Origin of the sequence: Dactylosporangium aurantiacum (genome assembly GCF_000716715.1) — a bacterium.
In the GTDB taxonomy this organism is placed as follows: domain Bacteria; phylum Actinomycetota; class Actinomycetes; order Mycobacteriales; family Micromonosporaceae; genus Dactylosporangium; species Dactylosporangium aurantiacum.
In genome coordinates this window covers 26,041-46,182 of record NZ_JNYJ01000023.1, presented here as the reverse complement: position 1 = coordinate 46,182, position 20,142 = coordinate 26,041, and the positions used below count along the sequence as shown (strand labels likewise).

The 20,142-nt window shown below is 71.3% G+C and carries 17 protein-coding genes; 8 read left to right on the top strand and 9 right to left on the bottom strand.

The window, feature by feature from the left end; translation table 11 throughout:
- Positions 1–81: 81 nt before the first annotated feature.
- From OP18_RS25565 to OP18_RS60835, 4 genes are all read right to left on the bottom strand, one after another.
- The gene (locus tag OP18_RS25565) at positions 82–1,221 is read right to left on the bottom strand and encodes a LacI family DNA-binding transcriptional regulator (protein WP_245635523.1); all 1,140 of its coding nucleotides are present in this window, start codon (positions 1,219–1,221) and stop codon (positions 82–84) included.
- A gap of 159 nt (positions 1,222–1,380) precedes the next feature.
- Positions 1,381–3,384 carry a cellulose binding domain-containing protein gene (locus OP18_RS60840; protein WP_052387303.1) on the bottom strand — a complete coding sequence of 668 codons (2,004 nt, stop codon included), beginning with the start codon at positions 3,382–3,384 and terminating at the stop codon, positions 1,381–1,383.
- A 239-nt stretch (positions 3,385–3,623) separates the two neighbouring features.
- Positions 3,624–5,318, bottom strand: coding sequence for a cellulose binding domain-containing protein (locus tag OP18_RS25555; RefSeq protein ID WP_052387302.1), 1,695 nt, complete (start codon positions 5,316–5,318; stop codon positions 3,624–3,626).
- Positions 5,319–5,546: 228 nt separating this feature from the next.
- Positions 5,547–5,810, bottom strand: coding sequence for a hypothetical protein (locus OP18_RS60835; protein ID WP_245635522.1), 264 nt, complete (start codon positions 5,808–5,810; stop codon positions 5,547–5,549).
- Between the two features lie 371 nt (positions 5,811–6,181).
- On the opposite strand from OP18_RS60835, the gene OP18_RS51425 reads away from it, so the two are divergent.
- The 3 genes from OP18_RS51425 (at position 6,182) to OP18_RS25535 (ending at position 9,112) form a co-directional block, all read left to right on the top strand.
- On the top strand, positions 6,182–7,699 hold the full coding sequence (locus tag OP18_RS51425) for a cellulose binding domain-containing protein (RefSeq protein WP_245635521.1): 1,518 nt from the start codon (positions 6,182–6,184) through the stop codon (positions 7,697–7,699).
- A 351-nt stretch (positions 7,700–8,050) separates the two neighbouring features.
- Complete coding sequence (locus tag OP18_RS25540; RefSeq protein ID WP_033361567.1) at positions 8,051–8,401, top strand: hypothetical protein; 351 nt, start codon at positions 8,051–8,053, stop codon at positions 8,399–8,401.
- 120 nt (positions 8,402–8,521) lie between these two features.
- Positions 8,522–9,112, top strand: coding sequence for a GNAT family N-acetyltransferase (locus OP18_RS25535; RefSeq protein WP_063745587.1), 591 nt, complete (start codon positions 8,522–8,524; stop codon positions 9,110–9,112).
- 60 nt (positions 9,113–9,172) lie between these two features.
- On the opposite strand, the gene OP18_RS25530 is transcribed toward OP18_RS25535, so the two are convergent.
- Both OP18_RS25530 and OP18_RS25525 read right to left on the bottom strand, forming a co-directional pair.
- On the bottom strand, positions 9,173–11,332 hold the full coding sequence (locus OP18_RS25530) for an MMPL family transporter (RefSeq protein WP_052387301.1): 2,160 nt from the start codon (positions 11,330–11,332) through the stop codon (positions 9,173–9,175).
- A gap of 41 nt (positions 11,333–11,373) precedes the next feature.
- The gene (locus OP18_RS25525) at positions 11,374–12,951 is read right to left on the bottom strand and encodes an MDR family MFS transporter (protein ID WP_211273670.1); all 1,578 of its coding nucleotides are present in this window, start codon (positions 12,949–12,951) and stop codon (positions 11,374–11,376) included.
- Between the two features lie 139 nt (positions 12,952–13,090).
- Between OP18_RS25525 and OP18_RS53000 the strand changes: the two genes are divergently transcribed.
- Positions 13,091–13,702: a TetR/AcrR family transcriptional regulator gene (locus tag OP18_RS53000; protein ID WP_052387299.1), complete on the top strand. Its 612-nt coding sequence runs from the start codon at positions 13,091–13,093 to the stop codon at positions 13,700–13,702.
- A gap of 181 nt (positions 13,703–13,883) precedes the next feature.
- Here OP18_RS53000 and OP18_RS25515 read toward each other — a convergent pair whose 3' ends face one another.
- Both OP18_RS25515 and OP18_RS25510 read right to left on the bottom strand, forming a co-directional pair.
- Positions 13,884–14,996, bottom strand: coding sequence for a sensor histidine kinase (locus tag OP18_RS25515; protein WP_033361566.1), 1,113 nt, complete (start codon positions 14,994–14,996; stop codon positions 13,884–13,886).
- Positions 14,993–15,706 (bottom strand): response regulator transcription factor, encoded by a 714-nt coding sequence (locus OP18_RS25510; RefSeq protein WP_211273669.1) that lies wholly within the window; start codon positions 15,704–15,706, stop codon positions 14,993–14,995. The genes OP18_RS25515 and OP18_RS25510 overlap by 4 nt, the downstream gene beginning before the upstream one ends.
- A 171-nt stretch (positions 15,707–15,877) precedes the next feature.
- On the opposite strand from OP18_RS25510, the gene OP18_RS25505 reads away from it, so the two are divergent.
- The 4 genes from OP18_RS25505 (at position 15,878) to OP18_RS25495 (ending at position 18,784) form a co-directional block, all read left to right on the top strand.
- The gene (locus tag OP18_RS25505; RefSeq protein WP_052387327.1) at positions 15,878–16,369 is read left to right on the top strand and encodes a YflT domain-containing protein; all 492 of its coding nucleotides are present in this window, start codon (positions 15,878–15,880) and stop codon (positions 16,367–16,369) included.
- 198 nt (positions 16,370–16,567) lie between these two features.
- Positions 16,568–17,536: a TerC family protein gene (locus tag OP18_RS25500; RefSeq protein ID WP_052387298.1), complete on the top strand. Its 969-nt coding sequence runs from the start codon at positions 16,568–16,570 to the stop codon at positions 17,534–17,536.
- Between the two features lie 205 nt (positions 17,537–17,741).
- Positions 17,742–17,900: a hypothetical protein gene (locus OP18_RS57535; RefSeq protein ID WP_156089765.1), complete on the top strand. Its 159-nt coding sequence runs from the start codon at positions 17,742–17,744 to the stop codon at positions 17,898–17,900.
- Positions 17,897–18,784 (top strand): NmrA family NAD(P)-binding protein, encoded by an 888-nt coding sequence (locus tag OP18_RS25495; protein WP_033361565.1) that lies wholly within the window; start codon positions 17,897–17,899, stop codon positions 18,782–18,784. Before OP18_RS57535 ends, OP18_RS25495 begins: the two co-directional genes overlap by 4 nt.
- Positions 18,785–18,801: 17 nt before the next feature.
- Here OP18_RS25495 and OP18_RS25490 read toward each other — a convergent pair whose 3' ends face one another.
- On the bottom strand, positions 18,802–20,124 hold the full coding sequence (locus OP18_RS25490; protein WP_033361564.1) for a hypothetical protein: 1,323 nt from the start codon (positions 20,122–20,124) through the stop codon (positions 18,802–18,804).
- Between the last annotated feature and the right edge of the window lie 18 nt (positions 20,125–20,142).

Genomic DNA, 20,142 nt, shown 5'->3' with positions numbered 1-20,142 from the left:
CAGAAAGTTTCTTCAACCCAGCCGGGCAAACTTTCTGCCGGAAGCGTTGTGTGTGTGCGGAAACCGGGTGTCGGCAGAGGTTCACCGCAACGGTGGTGCGGTGCTGTCCCGGACGACGAGGGTGGTGGCGAGTTCCAGGCCGGTACGGGTGGCCGGGATGCCACGGCCGAGGTCCAGCGCCATCTCGGTCGCCGCGGCGGCCATCTCGGTGAGGGGCTGGTGCACAGTGGTCAGCGGCGGATCGGCCCAGGCCGCGATCGGAAGGTCGTCGAAGCCGACCACGCTGAGGTCGTCCGGGATGCGCAGGCCCGCTTCCCGGGCCGCCTGGTAGACACCGAGCGCCTGCAGGTCGTTGCTGGCGAAGATCGCGGTGGGGCGGGGAGTCCGGGACAGCAGGATGCGGGCGGCGGCGTGGCCGTCCTCCCGGGTGAGGTACTGAGTATGTGCCACCAGGTCCGGGTCGTAGGGCAGCCGAGCGGTCTCCAGCGCTGAGCGGTAGCCGGCCAGGCGGGCGCGGCAGAACAGGATGCTTTCGGGCCCACTGATCATGGCGATGCGGTGATGGCCGAGGGCGACGAGGTGACTGATCGCGGACTGGCCGCCGGTCCAGTTGGTCGCGCCGACGAACGGCACGCCAGCAGGGAGTTCCGCGGTGGGATCGAAGACGACGAACGGGATGCCGCGCGTCTGCAACTGTTCCCGCTCGGCGGCCGAAAGCTGGGCGACGCGGATGACGCAGCCGGGGCGGTGGGACGGCACCTCGTCCAGCCAGCCCGGGCTCTCGCTGTCGTGCAGGCCGAACTGCGAGACCAGCACGCGGACCTGGTTCGCTCGGGCAACCTGTTCGACACCGCGGATGATCTCAACGGCCCAGACGCTCGCCAGTTCGGGAAACACCAGCTCCATGAGCCTGGACCGCGCTTTGGAGGTGGGACGGCGGTATCCATACTGATCGATAGCAGCTTCGACGCGGGCGCGGGTGTCGGCGGACACCCCGGCCCGGCGGTTGATCACCTTGGACACCGTCGGGATCGACACCCCGGCGGACTCGGCGATGACCGAGATCGTGACCGGCCGGGAGGCGTCCCCCCGCAGACGTTCGAGGTCCGCATCCGCTTCGTGTGCGTCGCTGTCCGACAACGTCTGCTCCCATTTCGGCTGATCTGGTCCAAGGCCAGGATAGACAGCCGCCTGTTGCCGTGCGCCGACGCGTCGTCGCACGGTGCCGCTACGTTCCGGCTGATCAGATCCGTGTGGCTGGATGAGTCGCGCCCGTAACCGCCGCTGCGCCGCTCTGCCCAGCTGGGAGTTCTCTGCACGAGGAGCCGGTGGGACCGCACCTGGGTTCGGTACGGTCCCACCGGCTCCTGCGGTGCTGGGTCAGGAAACCGTGCAGGTGACGCCGTTGAGGGCGAAGGAGCTGGGCGTACCGGTGTTGCCGGTGTGGGTGGCCTGGAAGCCGATGTCGGTGGAGCCGCCGGCCGGGAGTGTCGCGTTGTACGTGACGTTGCGGGCGGAGATCTGTCCGGTGGAGCCGGAGTAGGTGGCGTTCCAGCCGCTGGTGATGGTCTGGCCGGAGGGCAGGGTGAACGTGAGGGCCCAGCCGTTGACCGGTGCGGTGCCGCCGTTGGTGATGTGGATGGCGGCGGTGAAGCCGTCGTTCCATGCGTTCATCGTGTAGCCGACCGCGCAGCCGCCGGCCGGGACCGGCGGCTCGCTGGACGGCGGCGCGGAGCTCGGCGGCGGGCTCGACGGCGGTTGGCTGGAGGGGGGCGGAGAGCTCGGCGGCTGGCTGGTCGGTGCCGTGGCGAAGGTGATGTTGGAGACGTAGCTGTTGATGTTCCAGGTCGCGTCCGCGTCGGTCCGGCTGGTGACCGGCTTGCCCTGGACGGTGAAGTTGGTGAAGTGGACGCCGTTGATGTTGACGGTCGACGACTTGCCGTGCAGGTTGACGACCTTGTTCACGTCGGAGGAGACGTTGGTGAAGTAGGCGTCGCGGATCGTCGAGGTGTTCTTCACCGTCCGCCAGGACGGCGGCCGGTCCTCCTCCAGGTCGATCAGGCTGTCGGTCTTCTCCACCCGGACGTTCTCCCACCTCGTGTTCGACACGACGGCGGTGTCGACCGCGTCGATCACCATCGCGCGCCCGGCCTTGACGACGTCGATGCCGCGGAAGACGACGCCGTCCATCGAGTTGCCTTCGGTCTTGGTGCCGATCTTCGCGCAGCCCGAGTTGCTGTAGCAGACGACGTTCTCGTGGACGACGTTGCGGGTGTTGAGTGCCCCGGCGGTGGCGTCCTCGTTCTTGGTGGCCATGTTGTCGTCGCCGGTGTAGAGGAACGCGTTGGACAGCAGGCTGTTGGTCGACTCGTCGAAGTCCACGCCGTCGGTGTTGTTGTACCCCGAGTTGGGCCGGCAGTTGATCACCTTGTAGTTCCTGATGGTGACCTTGTCGCTGCGGTAGACGAGCGTGTTCCAGTAGCTGGCGTCGCGCGAGGTCGGGCCGTCGACCAGGATGTTCGAGCTCTGCTCGATCTTCAGCACGGCCAGGTTGCTGCCCTGCGCCCGCAGCGACTTGCCGTTGCCGTCGATGACGCCGCGGCCCAGCAGCTTGGCGTTGCTGATGTTGAGCATCCGGATGGATGCGTGCTGCATGCCCTCGATGTTGCCCCCGCCGCTGCCGGTGTTGAAGTCGGCCGGCTTGTTCGAGCCGTACAGGACTGCTCCCGCGGCCAGGTACAGCGTCATGTTGCTGCGCATCCACAGCTCGCCGACCTGGTAGCGGCCCGGCGGGACGTAGAGGATGTTCTGGGTCGCGCCGGAGGCGGCGTTGATGGCGCTCTGGATCTTCGAGGTGACGAGCGTCCCGCCTGTGTTGTCGACCCCGTAGTCGGCGAGGTTCTTGACGTTGGCGTCCCCAGGCTGGGGTGCGCCGGACTCGGGCGCGTCGATCAGGATGAACAGCAGCTCCGCGGAGTCGAACTGGACGATCAGGTAGTTCGGGCCGCTGTCGAAGGTGATCGTGTTGCCGCTGCGGGCGACCGCCAGGTTCCGGCTCTTGGGGCTGACGGTGTAGGAGCTGAAGCTTTGAGCGACGGTGACCGAGAACTTCGCCGTGCCCGCGCCGGCCAGGGAACAGTGCGCGTAGTGCACCTGCATCTCGGGGGCGTACTTGGTCAGCTTCTCCACGAACAGCGGCGCGCCGTCGGCCGTGACGGTGTACAGCGGGCTCTGGGCCGCGCCGCGCAGGGCGGGCTCGGCGACGCAGCCGCCGGCGGCCAGGCCGACCGGGTTGTTCCCGCCCGCGCCGGTCGCGCTGGCCGCACCGGCCACCAGGGCGGTCGTGCCGACTCCGCCGATGGCGAGTACAGCGATGGCGAGCATTTTCGCCAAGGGTTTCAGCTTCATTGGAGGAATTCCTTGTCATCGAAGTCTGCGCTGATACGGATCGCCTCGACGGGGCGGGCGATGTCCTTGGTGGCGCGGGCGGTCTCCTGGCCCACCTCCTTGACTTCCGGGGACGGTGTGTGTCGGGTCCGAGGTGGTGCGGCGCGATCGGCGCCGACGGCCGTCGGCACGGCCCACAGTCGATGCGGTGGCGGGCCGTGCCGCTTCGGGTCGTGTCAGGGGCTGGCGCACATGATCGTGGGCGTGGTCGGGGTGCCGTTGGCGAGGAAGCCGAAGGTGGTCGAGGCCCGGGCGTCCAGGGAGGCGTTCCAGGTGACGTTGCGGACGGTCACCGTGGAGCCGCTGGTGCTGAGAGCGCCGTTCCAGACCTGGCTGATGCTCTGTCCACCAGGCAGGGTCCAGGTGGTGGTCCAACCGTTGATCGGCGCCGCGCCGGCGGTGACGGTGATCTCGCCCTGGAAGCCGCCGGGCCAAGCGTTGACCGTGCGGTAGGTGGCGGTGCAGGCGCCGGTGGCCGGCGGCGGGCTCGACGGCGGCCGGCTACTCGACGGTGACGCGGACGGGGAGCGGCTGGCCGACGTCGATGCCGATGGGGACTGGGATTGGCTGCCGCCGGGGTGCAGGTGGACGGTGACGAGGGAGTACGGCGGCACGGTCTGGCTGGTGGCGGTGCCCTGGCTGGTGGTGACGATGCCGGTGCCGCGGTTGACGAAGCTGTCGACGGTCACACTCGAGGCGGGGCTGTAGCCGCTGTAGGACAGGTTGACCTGATAGGTGTTGTTCGGGTCCTTGTTCAGCAGCAGGACGTCGAGGTTGCCGTTGGCGCGCTTGGCGGCGTGCACGGTCAGCTTCGCGTCGCCGGACGCGGCTCGCACCATCGTGTCGCCTGGTCCGGCTACGTGGCTCACCATCTGGATGCCGTAGTAGGTGGCGAACGGTGTGCCGGCGGGTGGTTCGGCGCCGGAGCCGCTGGAGATGATGCCCCCGTCGCCGTAGTCGGTGGCCCCGGTGACGTCGGTGGAGGTGGCGCCGGCGCCGTTGCGCACGTTCCACCAGTCGACGTTGGCGACCCCGTTCTCGGCTGCGGTGAGGTACATGTCCGCGGCCCATAGTGCCTGCATCTGCGTGTCGGACGGTGGGGCGCCGCTGTTGGTCTCGGTGATGAAGATGCCGGGGTTGTTGGTGGCGTACTTGGCCATGTCGGCCCTGAACTGGCTGACCGTCGAGGCGAGCGTCGGCGGCACCGCGAGCTGGGCGGCCTCGCTCGTGCCACTGCTACTCGGGTAGTAGTGGAAGATCCCGAAGTCGGCCGTGTTCTTGACGACGGACATGACGGTGTCGTTCCAGTCGGCGCTGTCGCCGGAGCCGACGATGCCGTCGGGCCAGTAGCCCGGAGTGGTCAGCACGACCCCGATCTTGATGGTGGGATCGACGGCCTTCATGGCGGTGGCGTACTGCAGGAAGTTGGTGCCGATCTCCCAGTACTTGACGCCGTAGCCCTTGGTGACGTTGGCGTAGCGGACCCAGTCCGCGGCCTCCTGCGGCGTGCCGGAGCCGTAGTTGGCGATGACGATCGGCTGCGCCCCGGCGGTCCTGACCATGCTCATGTAGTGGTCGAAGTCGGTGTTCGGGGCGACGTAGCCGCCCGGTGCGGTGTTGGTCTGCCAGTGGTAGATGTCGCCGTACGACCCGCCCGGGTACCGCACGAACGACACCGCCGCGTTTCTCAGCAGCGTGCTGGTCTGCGCATCGGCGAGCATGCCGTCCCAGATGGCGACGTTCGCGCCGACCAAGCCGGATCCGACCGTTGCCAGGCTCTGTCCCGCGTTGATGCTCACCGAGACGGTGCTGGTCGCGGCGTCGGCAGTACCGGTCGCCAGCCAGACGGTGCCGGCCGCGAGGACGCCCACCGTGGCTGCCGCGAGCACGGTCCGGACGCGTCGTCGCGGAGGGGTATCTGGATGCATACGAGTTCTCCTTGCCTGATAGTGAGCGCTCACAGGCGGGTCAGCCAGGTTCTGTGGGGTTCTGGCGGGATCGACCGTCATCGCTCACATCGACCCTGTCAACACTGCCCGGGACGCCAGCGCCTGCCGGCGTGCGTATCGCGTCGATGACGTAGAAACTTTCAACGCCGATCAGCGATTGTTTCGGTCGAATAGGCCCGACAGTTGACAACCATCCTGGCCGCGCAAAGAGTCATCGCCATCGATCAGTCCGTGACGGTGCGTCACGGACGCTGCCGAGACGAAGATGAGGCCCCTGATGCTGGTGTCGTCGACTCCGACCCGCGGCCGCCGCCGCTGGTCGCTCATCGCACTGACCGTTGCGCTCGCCGCCGGGTTCACGCCGGGCGGCTCGGCCGGTGCGGCTGCGGCGAACCCGCCCGCGGTCAACGTCACCGTCAACGCCCGTGAAGGCCTCGGCGTCGTGCCGGAAACCGCGTACGGGCTGAATCAGGCTGTCTGGGACACCAACATGAACACCTCAGCGTCGGTGGATCTCCTCGGTCGGGCCGGTGTGCGGATGATGCGCTACCCGGGCGGCTCCTACGGCGACGGCTACCACTGGCAGACCCACACCGTCTCTGAACTACGGCTCCGGCACGCCGCAGGAGGCCGCGGACTGGGTCCGCTACGCCAACGTCACCAAGGGCTACGGCGTCAAGTACTGGGAGATCGGCAACGAGATCTTCGGCAACGGCTACTACGGCGCCAACTGGGAGCTGGACTACCACGACAGCAAGAGCGCCACGACGTACGCGAACCTGGTCGTGCAGTACGCGTCCGCGATGAAGGCCGTCGACCCGACGATCAAGATCGGCGCCGTGGTCACCGACCCGGGCAACTGGCCCGACGGCGTGGTGGGCTCCGGCGACACCGGCGACTGGAATCGGACCGTCCTGTCCATCGCCGGCCCGTCCATCGACTTCGCGATCATGCACTACTACCCGAACCACACCACTGCGGCCGACGTCCTGCAACAGACCAAGCTGCTCGCGGGCGAGCTGGTGCAGTTGCGGCAGAAGATCGACCACTATGCCGGCCCGAACGCCGCGAACATCGGTATCGCCGTGACCGAGACGGCATCGAACTACCAGTCCGACACCCAGGTCGGCGGCCTGTTCACCGCCGATGTCTACTTCACCGCGCTCGAGAACGGCGTGTTCAACATCGACTATTGGGACACTCGCAACGGCATGCCCGACAACGGCGTGACCACCGCTCCGGACGGCACCACCTCATACGGCGACGGCGGCATGATCTCCAGCGGCAACTGCAACAGTGACGGCGTCTGCGAACCGCCGCTGAACACCCCGTTCGCCCCGTACTACGCCTTCCAGATGCTCGGCAAGGTGGCCCAGCCCGGCGACACCCTCGTCCGCGCCGGCTCGGACAACGCCCTGCTCGCCGTGCACGCCGCCCGCAACACCGACGGCGGACTCTCCGTCGAGCTGCTCAACCAAGATCCGGCCACCGCCTACACCGTCGATCTCCACTACGACGGATGGACACCGAGCACCGCGACGCCGACCGTCCACTCCTTCGGCTCCCGATCCACTGCCATCACCACGACCCAGCAGGGCAGCGCCGGTCGCCAGGTCGTGCCGCCGTACTCGATCGTCACCGTGAAGCTGCGCCCGTCGGCGACCAACCCGGTCGCCACCGCGCTGAGCGCCCCCGCCGCTCCCACCGCCGGAGCCGTCACCGCGACGAGCGCCACCATCTCGTGGCGACCGTCCACCGGTGGCCCTGTCACCCGCTACGCCGTCTATCAGCAGTTCGGCACGAACAGCGTGCTGCTCGGCGACACGACCGCAACGTCGTTCACGGCCCGAAATCTGATCCCCGGCACCGCGTACACCCTCAACGTCCTGGCCACCGACACCAACGGCTACCTGTCGCTGCCGTCAGCGCCGGTCACCTTCACCACCGGGACACCGGCCACCAGCACCTGCGCCGTCACCTACGACATCTCCGGCGGCTGGGGCAGCGGCTTCGTCGCCTCCGTCACCGTCACCAACACCGGCCCGGATCCCATCACCGGCTGGACCCTCGCCTTCACCATGCCAGCCACCACCGAGTCCGTCTCCGGCAGCACATGGAACGCGACCTTCGCCGTGAACGGCCAGAACGTTGTCGTCACCCCCGCCGCGTACAACGCCACGCTCGCTGCCAACGCTGCCAACAGCGCCAGCTTCGGCTTCATCGGCAACCAGACGGGCGCCAACCCGCCACCCGCCTCGTTCACCCTCAACGGCACTGTCTGCACCACGACCTACTCGCCATGATCGGGCAAGGAGATCAACGCGCCGGGGCGTTGCCTGGCGGGCAAGGCCACGGGCGGGGAGCTCGGCAATCGGGAGGGCTCCATCGGCGACGCCTCCACTGCGGAGTAGACGCTGACGTCGTGCGCCGCCCGTTCGCTGTGAAATATCCGTTGCCTCGCGGGCGTCCGGTTGACCATGCTGACGGACATGGACCAGTGAGCGACTCGAGGCCCGCACCGGGCGTCCTTCATGCGACGTGCAGCTGCGACGTCGCACCCGTCGGCGTGCTCGTGCCCAGGCGCCGGCCGTAGGCCACTGGATCCGTGAGGCGCTCCACCGCGCCTTCTCCTCACTTTTGGAATCGCCGAAGCCATGAACAGTTCCCGCAGCATCCACGTGCCGGTCGGCGGCCGCACCGCCCTCGGGGCGGTCGGCGAGCTCGGACTGCCCACCATCCTGGGGTCCTGCGCGTCCTGCAGGTCCGCGCGGCTGGACACCGCCACAGCGTTCCGACGCCGCGGCGCCGACGCCACGGCGCCGCTCGAGGTCATCGTCAGGTCCGAGAAGCTGCTCGTCAGCCGCCCTACCCTGCGCGGCATGGCCGACGCCGGGCGTGTGCGCCTGCCCTGTGCCCGTCGACGACTGCACGTTCCTCGTCCGGTCCGCCGCGTCGAACGGCCCTGGCGGACCGTGCGCCGGCTGTACGGCATGCGGCGTCGCTGACCGGTCCGCTCCGGCCCACCGACCCGCCGTCGACGTCGGTGGGCCGGAGCAATGGGCAGCGGGCACGCACCGCCCGAGAACTGCGGTGCACGGGCGGATCACCGGCGCTAGGGTCGCGCCATGGAGATCCGGAGCATGACGCCGGTGGATGAGCCGGCTGCCGAGGAGGTCGTCTCGGCGGCGTTCGGCGAGCCACGGGACGGGCGGGTCGTGCGGATGATGCGCGCGCTGCGGGCCTGCGGAGCGGCCCGGGCGGGTCTGGTCGCCGTGGTCGACGAGGAGCTGGTCGGGCATGTCGGTCTCTCCCGCGGCTGGGTGGACGCCCGCCGCGAGCTGGTCGAGGTGCTGGTGCTCTCCCCGCTGTCGGTGCGCCCCGACCGGCAGGGCCGCGGCATCGGCACCGCGCTGGTCGCGGCGGCGCTGGAGACCGCCGAAGGTCTTGGCGCGCCGGCCGTGTTCCTCGAGGGCAGCCCGTTCTACTACGGACGCCGCGGGTTCAGCGCCGCCTCAGCCCTCGGCTTCGAGCGGCCCTCGACCCGCATCCCGGACCCGGGGTTCCAGGTGGCGCTGCTGCCGTCGTACCAGCCGTGGACGGTCGGCCGGGTGATCTATCCCGAGGCGTTCTGGACCACTGGCACCGTCGGTCTGCGTGACCCCGAGCTGCAACAGGTGGAGGCGCAGATCGCCAGCACGGTGCCGGCTCAACCGTGAAGCGATGCCGACCGGCCGGCGTCGCGGCGCCGGCCGGTCGTGTCCCGCGGTCGGGAGGGCTCAGTGCTCGGCGAGCGTGAGGTGCGGCAGGCGGCGGTCCAGCCAACGAGGGACCCACCAGGCACGCTCACCCAGCATCTCCAGGACCGCCGGGGCCAGGATCAGCCGGACCAGCGTGACGTCGATCAGGACGGCGGTGGCCAGCCCGAGGCCGATCATCTTGACCTCGGTCTCGCTGTCGGCGACGAAACCGACGAAGACGAGCGTCATGATGGCGCCGGCGGTGCCGATGAGCCCGGCGGTGCGGCCGACAGCGCGGACCACCGCCGCGCCCGCCGCGGTGGCGCGCTGCCGCTCCTCACGGACCGCGGAGAGCAGGAAGACGTTGTAGTCCATGCTGAGGCCGAACAGGATGGCGAACATCAGCATCGGCACGAACGAGACGATGGGCTGCTCCGAGACGCCCAGCAGGCCGGCGCCCCAGGAGGTCTGGAAGGCGAGGGTGACCACCCCGTAGGCCGCGCCGATGGACAACAGGTTCAGCGCGGCGCTGACCACGGGCAGCAGGACCGACCGGAACACCACACCGAGCAGCAGCAGCGACAGGCCGATGACGACACCGAGCAGCACCCAGAGCCGGTCGGAGACGCGGGTGGCCAGGTCGTCGAAGGTCGCGGTGGTGCCGCCGACGTACGCCCGGGCCCCGGTGCCCTCCAGCGCCGCCGGGGCGATCCGGTCGCTGAGCGCCTCGACCAGGTCGGACGTGGCGCGGGCCTGCGGCGCGCTGTTCGGGATCACGGTGAGGACGGCGGTGTCGCCGGCCGGGTTGACCTGGGCGGGCGTCACTTGGGCGACGCCGCGGTCGCGGGCGATCACCGAGCTCAGCCCGTCGACCGCCGCCCGGCGGTCGGTGGTGCCGCGCAGGTCGACGACCACGAGCAGCGGCCCGTTGAAGCCGGGGCCGAACCCTTCGGCGAGGCGGTCGTAGGCGACGCGCATGGTGTCGCCGGCCGGGCGGGTGCCGTCGTCCGGCTGGCCGAGTCGCAGGTCGAGCGTCGGCGCGGCGAGGGCCAGCAGGGCGACGGTGACGCCGATCGCCCACACCGCCGGCCGCCTGGCGACGGTCGCCGCCAGCCGGGCCGCCCAGGAGCGCCGCTGCGGTTCGGTGCTGTCGCGCTGGTCGGGTCGCTCGGCGGCGTCCGGCACGGCGCGTTCGGCCCGGGGCAGCACCCGCCGGCCGGCGACCCGCAGCAGCGCGGGTACCAGCGTGACGGCGGTCATCGCCGAGATCGCGACCACGATCGCCGCGGCCATGCCCATGCGGCCGATGACCGGGATGCCGGTGACGTACAGACCGCAGATGCTGATGACCACGATCGCGCCGGCGGTCAGGACGGAGACACCGACGGTGCCGTTGGCGGTGGCGGCGGCGCGGACCGGGTCGTCGCCTGCCCTGAGCCGGTCACGGAAGCGGGCGACGATGAACAGCGCGTAGTCGACGCCGGCGCCGAGACCGAGCATGATCGCGATGGTGGGCGCCACGTTCGGCACGTCGATGAAACCGGAGATGACGGTCAGGGCGATGACGCCGACCATGAGGGCGAGGACGGCCGCCACGAGGGTGACCGCGGTGGCCGCGAACGACCGGAACAGCAGCGTGACCAGGATGAATGCCGCGACGAGGCCGATGACCTCGCCGACCGGCGCCGAGCGCTGCCGGAGCTGGTTGACGACCGGACCGCGCAGCGAGGTCTCCAGACCGGCCTCGGCGGCGACCGCCTGGGCCTGTTCGAGGCGGTCGAGGTTGGCCGTGTCGAGGTCCGCGGCGACCTTGGTGTACTGGACGGTGGTGAAGCCGATGCGCCCGTCCGCTGACACCTGCAGCGGCGTGACGGTCGCGACGTCGGGTTGGGTGCGGATCGTGTCGAGGACCTGCCGCACGGCGGCGAGCTTGCGGTCGCCGGGCGTGTTGAGCGTGCCGGTGGCGCCCTTGTCGGCGAACACCAGCGTGGCCGTGTCGCCGGCCTGCGCCGGGAACCGGTCGGCGACGAGGTCGGCGGCGGCCTGCGACCCGGTGCCCGGCAGCCGGACACCGTCGGTGAACCCGGCGCCGACACCACCGGCGAGGCCGCCGAGGACGACCAGGAGCAGGACGAATCCCACGATGACGCGGAACGGATGGCGGGCGGCGGAGCCGCCCAGCCGGGACAGCCAGGTCATGAGTCTCTCCAGGTAGGAATTGCGTCGGGGAGGTAGGGCGATCAGGGGCGCGGAGCCTGCCCCGGTGCCTTGTCGGCGAGCGCGCCGGGCATCGGCAGGGTGGTGGACAACGGCCGGTGCGGCAGCAGCAGGCTCAGCGCGGCGGCGAGCACGAACACCGCGGCCAGCCACCCGAGCACCGGCGTCAACGCGTGGGCGTACGCGTCGGCGACGGCGGAGCGCACGGGGTCCGGCAGGCCGGCGACCAGGGCCGGGGTGAGCGAGTCGGCGCGGATGCCGGCCGCCGCGGACGATCCGTGGGTGAGCGATTCGGTGAGCCGCGCGGTGAAGGCGGAGCCGACGACGGCGGTGCCGAGCGTGGCGCCGATCTCCCGGAAGAAGTTGTGCGCGGCGGTCGCCGTCCCCACCGCGTCGTGCGGCACGGCGTTCTGCACCACGAGGACCAGCACCTGCAGGATCAGCCCGAGACCGACGCCGAGCACGATCAGCGAGCCGCCGATGAGCGGTGAAGAGCTCGTCGGACCCAGGCGCGACAGCAGCAGGCAACCGGCGACGCAGACCAGCGCCCCGGCGACCGGCAGCGCCCGGTAGCGGCCGGTGGCCGAGATGAACTGGCCGCTGAGCACCGACGTGACCAGGATCGCCGCCATCAGCGGGATCATGCTCAGCCCCGCCGACGTCGCGTCGCGGTGCCGCACCATCTGCAGGAACGTGGGCAGGTAGCCGACACCGGCGAACATCCCGACGCTGACCAGCAGGCCGACGGCGGTGGAGACGGCGAACGTCCGGTCGCGCAGCAGCCACATCGGGATCACCGGCTCGGCGGCCCGGCGCTCGGCGACGACGAACCACGCGCCGGCGACGACGGCCGCCGCGGCGAGGCCGAGGATCTGCGGCGAGGCCCAGGCGTAGCGGGTGCCGCCCCACACGCCGACGAGTACCACGCAGCTGACCGCCGCCGCGGACGACATGATGCCGGCGGCGTCGAGGCGGGGGCGCCGCCCGGGCACTGCGGGCAGGCGCAGCACGACGGCGGCGACCAGGAGCGCCACCAGGCCGACCGGCACGTTGATCCAGAAACACCAGCGCCAGCCGGCGACGTCGGTGAAGTAGCCACCGAGCAGGGGGCCGGCGACCGAGGAGATGGCGAACACGCCACCCAGGACGCCGGTGTAACGGCCACGATCACGGGCGGGCACCAGGTCGGCGACGATCGCCTGGGCGACGATGATGAGGCCGCCACCGCCGAGGCCTTGCACGAAACGCCCGGCGATCAGCGCCTGCACCGATCCGGCCGCCCCACCGATCACCGAGCCGGCCACGAACAGGCAGATGGCGGCGAGAAACAGCGGCTTGCGGCCCAGGACGTCGCCGAAGCGCCCGTACAGCGGCATGACGATGGTGGCCGCCAGCACGTAGGCGGTGACGACCCACGACATCCGGTCGACGCTGCCGAGGTCCCCGACGACGGTGGGCAGCGCGGTGCTGAGGATGGTCTGGTCCAGCGAGGCGAGCAGGATCGTCAGCGTCAACGCGGCGAACACCAGGCGGACGCGCCGCGGGTCGGCCGGGCCGGATCGTCCGGCGCTGACCTCGGCGCCCGGCATCGATGACGACATGACCAACCCTTCGACCCGACAGCGCCCACCGACGGCGCGACTCCTGCGCTTCAAGCGACCGTTTGAAGCACTCGCTTAACTCGACTGCTTCAGTGAAGCAGATCCGGGCGCGTTGTCAAGCAGGTGCTTGAATAGGGTCATGCGCGACACTCCTGGCCGGCTGCGCGAGGCGGCCGAACGCCTCCTCGCGGAGCGCCCCGCAAATCAGATCTCGCTGCGCGACATCACCGACACCGCGGGCGCCAACGTCGCCTCGGTCGGCTACCACTTCCGTTCCAAGGACGCGCTGCTCGACGAGATCGTGCGGGAGGCGCTCACCACCGTGTACGAGCAGCAGCGCGCGCTGCTGGCCAAGCTGCCCGACGACGCCGGCATCGAGGACGTGGTCCGGGCCTGGGTGCTGCCCACGCTGACCCTCCGGGCCGACGACCAGGACACCGTGCAGCGCCGCCGCTTCCGGATCCTGCAGAACACGCTGAACGCGCCCTCGCCGGCGACCTCCGCCCTGCTCGCCGAGATGGCCGCCCCCGTGCAACAGCAACTGCTGCAGCGCATCGCCCGGCAGGTGCCCCACGTGTCGATCGAGGAGCTGTGGCTGCGCCACACCGCGACCCTGGCCGCCCTCGGCGCCCTGGGCAGCAGCCTGTTCTCCACGATGCTCGACGGCATCGCGCCGGAGTCGCTCGCCGAGCAGCTCGTCGCCTGGATCGTGGGCGGGCTGACGGCGGAGCCGGCACTGCGCTCCGGCTGAGCACGCCCCGGGCGGGGTGGTGCCTCGGGACGGAAGCCGCCCATGCCGACGACATGACCGCCCAGCTCCGCCACGAGGGAGGCGCCGCGGACCGCGACGAACCTCGTCGATGTCGCGGAGATCGGGGAAGCCGGCCGGCGGCACGGTCCCCGGCGACGACGGCGGCCGTCGCGTCCTGGGGTCAGCCGGCGGATCCCGGCGGGGACGCCGGCAGGGTGACCTGTGCCGTGGTGCCCTGGCCGGGGCCGGCGGAGGCGACGGTGACGGTCCCGGCGTGCGCGGTGACGATGGCTCTGCTGATGGTCAGGCCGAGCCCGGAGCCGCCGCCTGGTCCGGTCCGCCGGTGCGCGCGGTAGAAGCGTTCGAACAGGAACGGCAGGTGCTCGGCGGCGATGCCCTCACCGGTGTCCCGCACGGTGATCTGTACGCCCCCCGGCGACTCGCCGGCGGTGAGGGTGACCTGCCCGCCGGCCGGGGTGTGCCGCAGGGCGTTGGTCAGCAGGTTGGTCAGGACCTGGTTGATGCGCTGCGCGTCGACGTGCACCACCGTCGGCGCGGCCGGCTGCACCCGCAACGCGACGCCTTTGGCCTGGTAGGCGCGGCTCAGCGCGTCCGCGGCGTCGCGGATCAACCGGTCGACCGGCACCGGCCGCAGGGTGAGGTCGAGGCGGTGCTCCTCAGCGGCGGAGATGGCCTTGAGATCGTCGGCGAGCCGGGTGAGTTTCTGCGCCTGCTGCCGCAGGATCGCCAGGGTGGCCGGGTCGGCGGTCTCGATGCCGTCCTGGATGGCCTCCAGGAAGCCGTCGATGGTGGCCAACGGGGTCCGCATCTCGTGCGCGAGGTCGGTCAGGAGCCGGCGGCGGGTCGCTTCCGTGCGCTGGATCGTCTCGGCCATGCTGTTGACGGTCACGGCGAGCGCCGCGAGCTCGGTCACCGTGGACTCGACCGGGAGCCGGGCGGTGTAGTCACTGGCGGTGAGCCGCGCCAGGGTGGACGCCATCGCGGTGGCGGTGCGGCGCACGGGCCGGGTGACGAGCACGCTCAGGCCCAGGGTGAGCAGGAACGCCACGCCCGCGGCGACGACCACCTCGATCAGGTTCGCGATGTGGAAGGCCGTCTCGGCCCGGTCGAGGACCTCGGGGGGCAGCGGTGCGCCACGCTCGATGTGGTTACGGAACAGCGACGGGCCGATGAGCGCGATCACGGCCCACGTGACGCCCAGCGCCGTGACGGTGAGCGCGAGGTTGCCCAGCAGCAGGTGGGTCCGGACGGTCAGCCGGCGGGGGATGCTCATCGCCCGGTGCCGATGCGGTAGCCGGCGCCCCGCACGGTGCGGACGAACCGGGGCGCGGCGGCGTCATCGCCGAGCTTGCGGCGCAGGTTGCGGACGTGGACGTCGATCATGCGCTCGTCACCCACCCAGGCGGGGCCCCACACGGCCCTGATGAGCTGGCCGCGCGACAGCACCGTGCTGGGGTGCGCCGCCAGGGTGGCCAGCAGGTCGAACTCCGTCGGGGTGAGCGCGACGACCTCGCCGTCGAGGCGTACCTCTCGAGCTGCCGGACTGATGTGCAGCGGCCCGACGCTGCGGGCATCGGTGTCGGCCGCCGATGCCGGTGGTGCGCCGCGGCGCGGGCGGCGCAGCATCACCCGCACCCGGGCGACGAGCTCCCGGTGGCTGAACGGCTTGGTGACGTAGTCGTCCGCGCCGACGGTCAGCCCGACCAGCTTGTCCACCTCGTCGTCGCGGGCGGTGAGCATGATGATGTAGCAGTCGCTGAACTGCCGCAGCTGCCGGCAGACCTCGAGGCCGTCGATGCCGGGCAGGCCGATGTCGAGCACGACCGCGTCCGGGTCGAACTCGCGGGCGCGCACGACGGCGTCGCTGCCGTCGCCGGTGTACTGGACGGCGAACCCGTCGCGCTCCAGGTACTTGATCACCAGCTGGGCAAGCAGCGGATCGTCCTCGACGACCAGGACCCGAGCCACGGGCGTGCTGTTCATACCGCAATTGTGACCAGCCCCCGGCACCGGCCCGGCACCGTCGGCGCACCGCACCGGGCGTCTTCACGGTTTCTTCATCGCACGTACGGGGTGGTCTGCACACGCGGCGCGGAACCTGATGGTGTGCCCGGCAACGGCACGACACCACACGATCCGAAGGAGCTGACCCACATGCTGCCCATCGCGGACCTGCGGCCCAGCCAGGCGACGATGGCCTGGAACACCGTGGCCCGCTACGACGACTACACCAGTGCCCAGGCTGCGGTCGACCGGCTGTCCGACGACGGTTTCCCGGTCGCGGAGCTGAGCATCATCGGCTCAGACCTGGCACTGGTCGAGCAGGTCACCGGCCGGCTGACGAAAGGCAAGGCGGCGTTGTCCGGGGCGGCCAGCGGTGCCTGGTTCGGCCTGCTGTTCGGCGTGCTGCTCGGCATGTTCACCTCCGGCAACGGCTGGCTCGCGATGATCGCCGTCGGGCTCGGCTTCGGTGCCGTCTGGGGCGCCGCGTTCGGGTTCCTCGCACACGCCGCGACGAAGGGCCGCCGGGACTTCACCGCGGTCCGGTCCCTGGCCGCCCGCCAGTACGACGTCATCGCCACGGCGGCCCAGGTCGACCGGGCGCGGGTGATGCTGGGTCAGGCGGGCCTGCTGCGCGTGCCGTGACCGGGGTGCCAAGACCCCACCCGGGGAACGTCGCACCTGAATCCCGCCGCCGCGCACGCCCTCCCCGGCGCGGCCGCGGTGAGGCCGCCGACCGGGCGGCCGGGGAGGGGCCGGCGCGGCGACGCCCGCCCCTCCCCACCGGCGTGCCCGTGGATCTGTTCCAGCCGCTGCTGCGGCTCTCGACAACGGAGGACGACAATGCAAGTGCCGCTGTGGGCCTGGGCGGCCGTACTGGCCGCGATCCTGGCCATGCTGAGCATCGACCTGCTGGCGCACCGCCGCCCGCACGAGGTGCGCACCCGGGAGGCGGCGATCTGGAGCGCCGTGTGGCTCACCCTCGGCCTCGGCTTCGGTCTCGTCGTGTGGGCCGGATGGGGCGCCCAGCAGGCCGGCGAGTACTACGCGGGGTACCTGATCGAAAAGAGCCTCGCCGTCGACAACGTGTTCGTCTTCGCGTTGATCTTCACCGCGTTCGCCGTGCCCCGCGCGTACCAGCACCGGGTGCTGTTCTTCGGCGTCGTCGGCGCCCTGGTGATGCGCGCCGTGTTCATCGCCGCCGGCGCCGCGCTGATCGAAACGTTCCACTGGGTGCTGTACCTGTTCGGTGCGCTGCTCGTCGTCACCGCATGGAAGATGTACCGCAGCCGCAACGACCACGCCGACCCGAGCACCGGCCGCGTGTGGCGGCTGCTCACCCGGGTCGTGCCGAGCACCGACCGCTACCACGGCCAACGGTTCCTCGTCCGCGACGCCGGGCGGCTGGTGGCCACCCCGCTGCTGCTCGTGCTGCTGCTGGTCGAGTTCACCGACCTGATCTTCGCGGTCGACTCGATCCCGGCGATCTTCGCGGTGACCACCGAGCCGTTCCTCGTCTTCACCTCCAACGCGTTCGCGATCCTCGGGCTGCGGGCGCTGTACTTCCTCCTCGCCGACCTCATGCACCGCTTCACCTACCTCAAGACCGGCCTGGCCGTGATCCTCGCCTTCGTCGGCGTGAAGATGCTGCTCATCGACGTGGTGAAGGTCCCCATCGCCGTCTCGCTGGGGGTCATCGCGGGCGTGCTGCTGGTCAGTGTCGTCGCGAGCCTGCGCACCACCGCCTCCACCGCACCGCCGCCGGAGCGGCACCGGGCCGACGGCGAGGCGGAGCCGCTCAGGCGGGGATGACGTGGTCGACCTCGGCCGGCACGCGGCCGGAGGAGGCGTCGCCGGGTCGGCACCGCGGCCGGCCCGGCGAGCCCGTCGCGGACACTGTCCCGCATGCCAGCCGTGCGCCGGCACTGCGCACCACCGGCACGCCGCCCGCCGCACCTGAGCATGGAAGGGACCTTCGGCCCGTTTCGCTACGCCCTCGTAGCGTTACCCTGCTTTCATGGATACCGATGCACGGCCGACCGTCGAACGCGTCCATCCGCCGAAGACGCCGTTCCGGCTGTTCAACTGGGTCATGCGGCGGGTGCTGACCGCACCGCGCAGCGCCGGGCGGGCCGGCCGCCACCGCTCCCTCGAGGTGACCGGCGGCCCCCGATGAGCGGCCTGGTGAAGGGTCCGGTGCTGGTCATCGGGGCGAGTGGCAACGTGGGCGGCGCCGCCGCGCGGTCGCTGCTGGACGCGGGTCTGCCGGTCCGGGTCGCCGGGACCGACCCCGGTGCCCTGCGCCGCCGGTTCCCGACTGCCGAAGCCGTGCGGCTGGACTTCCTCGACCCGGCGACGTTCGACGGGGCGGCCGCCGGCGCGGGCGCGCTGTTCCTGCTGCGGCCGCCGCCGATCTCGCGGGTCGGGCCGACGCTCAACGCGTTCGTGGACGCGGCCGCCCGGCACGGCGTCGGGCACGTCGTCTTCGCGTCGGTCGCCGGGGCGGACACCAACCGGCTCGTGCCGCACCACCGGGTCGAACAGCACCTGCGCACCGGCACGGTGCCGTGGACGATCCTGCGGCCGGGGTTCTTCGCCCAGAACCTCGGTGACGCCTACCGTACCGACATCGCCACCGACGACCGGATCGTCCTGCCCGCCGGTGACGGCCGGGCCGCCTTCATCGACACCCGCGACATCGGCGAGGCCGCTGCGGTCATCCTCGCCGACCCGCACCGGCACGCCGGCAACGGCTACCTCCTCACCGGCCCGCAGGCGTTGAGCTTCACCGACGTCGCCCGGCTGCTGACCGGCGCGCTGGACCGGCCGATCCGCTACGAGCCCACCACCGCCGTGCGCTACCTGTGGCACCTGCGCCGGCGCCGCACCCCGTTGACCCAGGCACTGGTGCAGACGGTGCTGCACACCGGCCTGCGACACGGCCAGGCAGAACAGGTGGACCCGACCCTGCCCCGGCTGCTCGGCCGACCGGCGCGGACCCTCGAGCAGTACATCGGCCAGCACCGGCACCTGTGGTCGGCGTCCCCGCCGGCACCGTAGGCCGCCCGGTGCGTGGTTCACGACGCGGCGGCGGGCCAGGTCGCGAAGTAGCCGGCGCCGGTGCCGGGTGCCGCACCGGGTTGTACCGGACGCACGGTGTAGAACGGTGCCTGGTCCACGCGGGCGGCCACCGCGGCCACCCCGCCGGACGCGGCGACCCCGCGCACCTCGCCCTTGCCGCCGTCGCACCAGACCGTCCACAGCAGGCGTTTCTTGAGGTCCGGCCCGGTCACGAGCACCCAGGCGTCGCCGCCGGCGTAGGGGGCGAGGGTCTTGCCGTTCATCGTCAGACGGTCGCGGTCGGCGATCCGGTACGCCGAGACGCCACCGAGGTAGACGTTGCCGCCGGCGTCGGCGGTGATGGCGTTCGGCGTGATGGTGTTGCCCTTGTCGCCCTTCGTGTCGATCCGGGCGAGCAGCATGGAGCCGCCGGTGACCCGTCCGTCCGTAACATCGATGCGGGCGAAGTACGTCAGGTGCGCCGACCCGGTGTTGCTGGCGCTGGTGAACTTGTCGCCGGCGACGTTGGGGGCCGCCCGGCCGATGTCGCGGCTGTCCCGGGCGAAGACGGTGTTCCCGCCGGCTGTCTCACCGGCGAAGTAGAGCCGGCCGTCCCGGCCCACGGCGACCCGGTCGCCGCGGCTGTCGGCGCAGGCGTCGCCGAGCCCGTCGGCGGCGAAGTCATACGCCTTCCAGCGCAGCGCGCCACGCCGGCTGTAGGCGTGCACGTACGCGATCTGCACCTGGTGGCACGGCCCGCCACGCTGCGCGAAACCGGTGACGACGACCAGGTCGTCGCGGTCGTCGACCGCCACGTCGTTGACGGTGCGGCCGTCGAGACGGATGGTCGACTGCACCACCCCGGCGGCGTCGAACACCCGCACGGTGGTGCCGCCCAGCGCGGCCACGGTGCCCGCGTCGCCGATCGCCACCCGGGACGCCGGTCCCGGGGCCTGCCACCGCACCGTGGCCGCAGCCGCGTCCAGCACGAGCACGCCACGGCCGGTCGCCACGGCGATGTCGCCGGTCGTCCGGCGTACCTCCAGATCCGCCACGACGGCCGGCACCCTCGTCACACCGACGACGGTGCGACCGGTCGGGTCGAGCCGCACCACCGTGCCCGGACCGCCGCCCGCGAGGGTCGTCACCGGCCCCGGCACGCCGGAGAACCGGCCGCCGACGACGATGTGGCAGCCGGCGCCGATGTCCACCGCGTTCGCCGCGTCGTCGGCGTCGGCGCCGAGATAGCTCGCCGCCCGCGGCGACGCGGCGGTGCTGGTCGTGGACGCGGGGCCCGCCGACGGGCACCCGGCGGCACCGTCGACCGGACCGCTCGACACCGGAACGGTCGCCGGGGC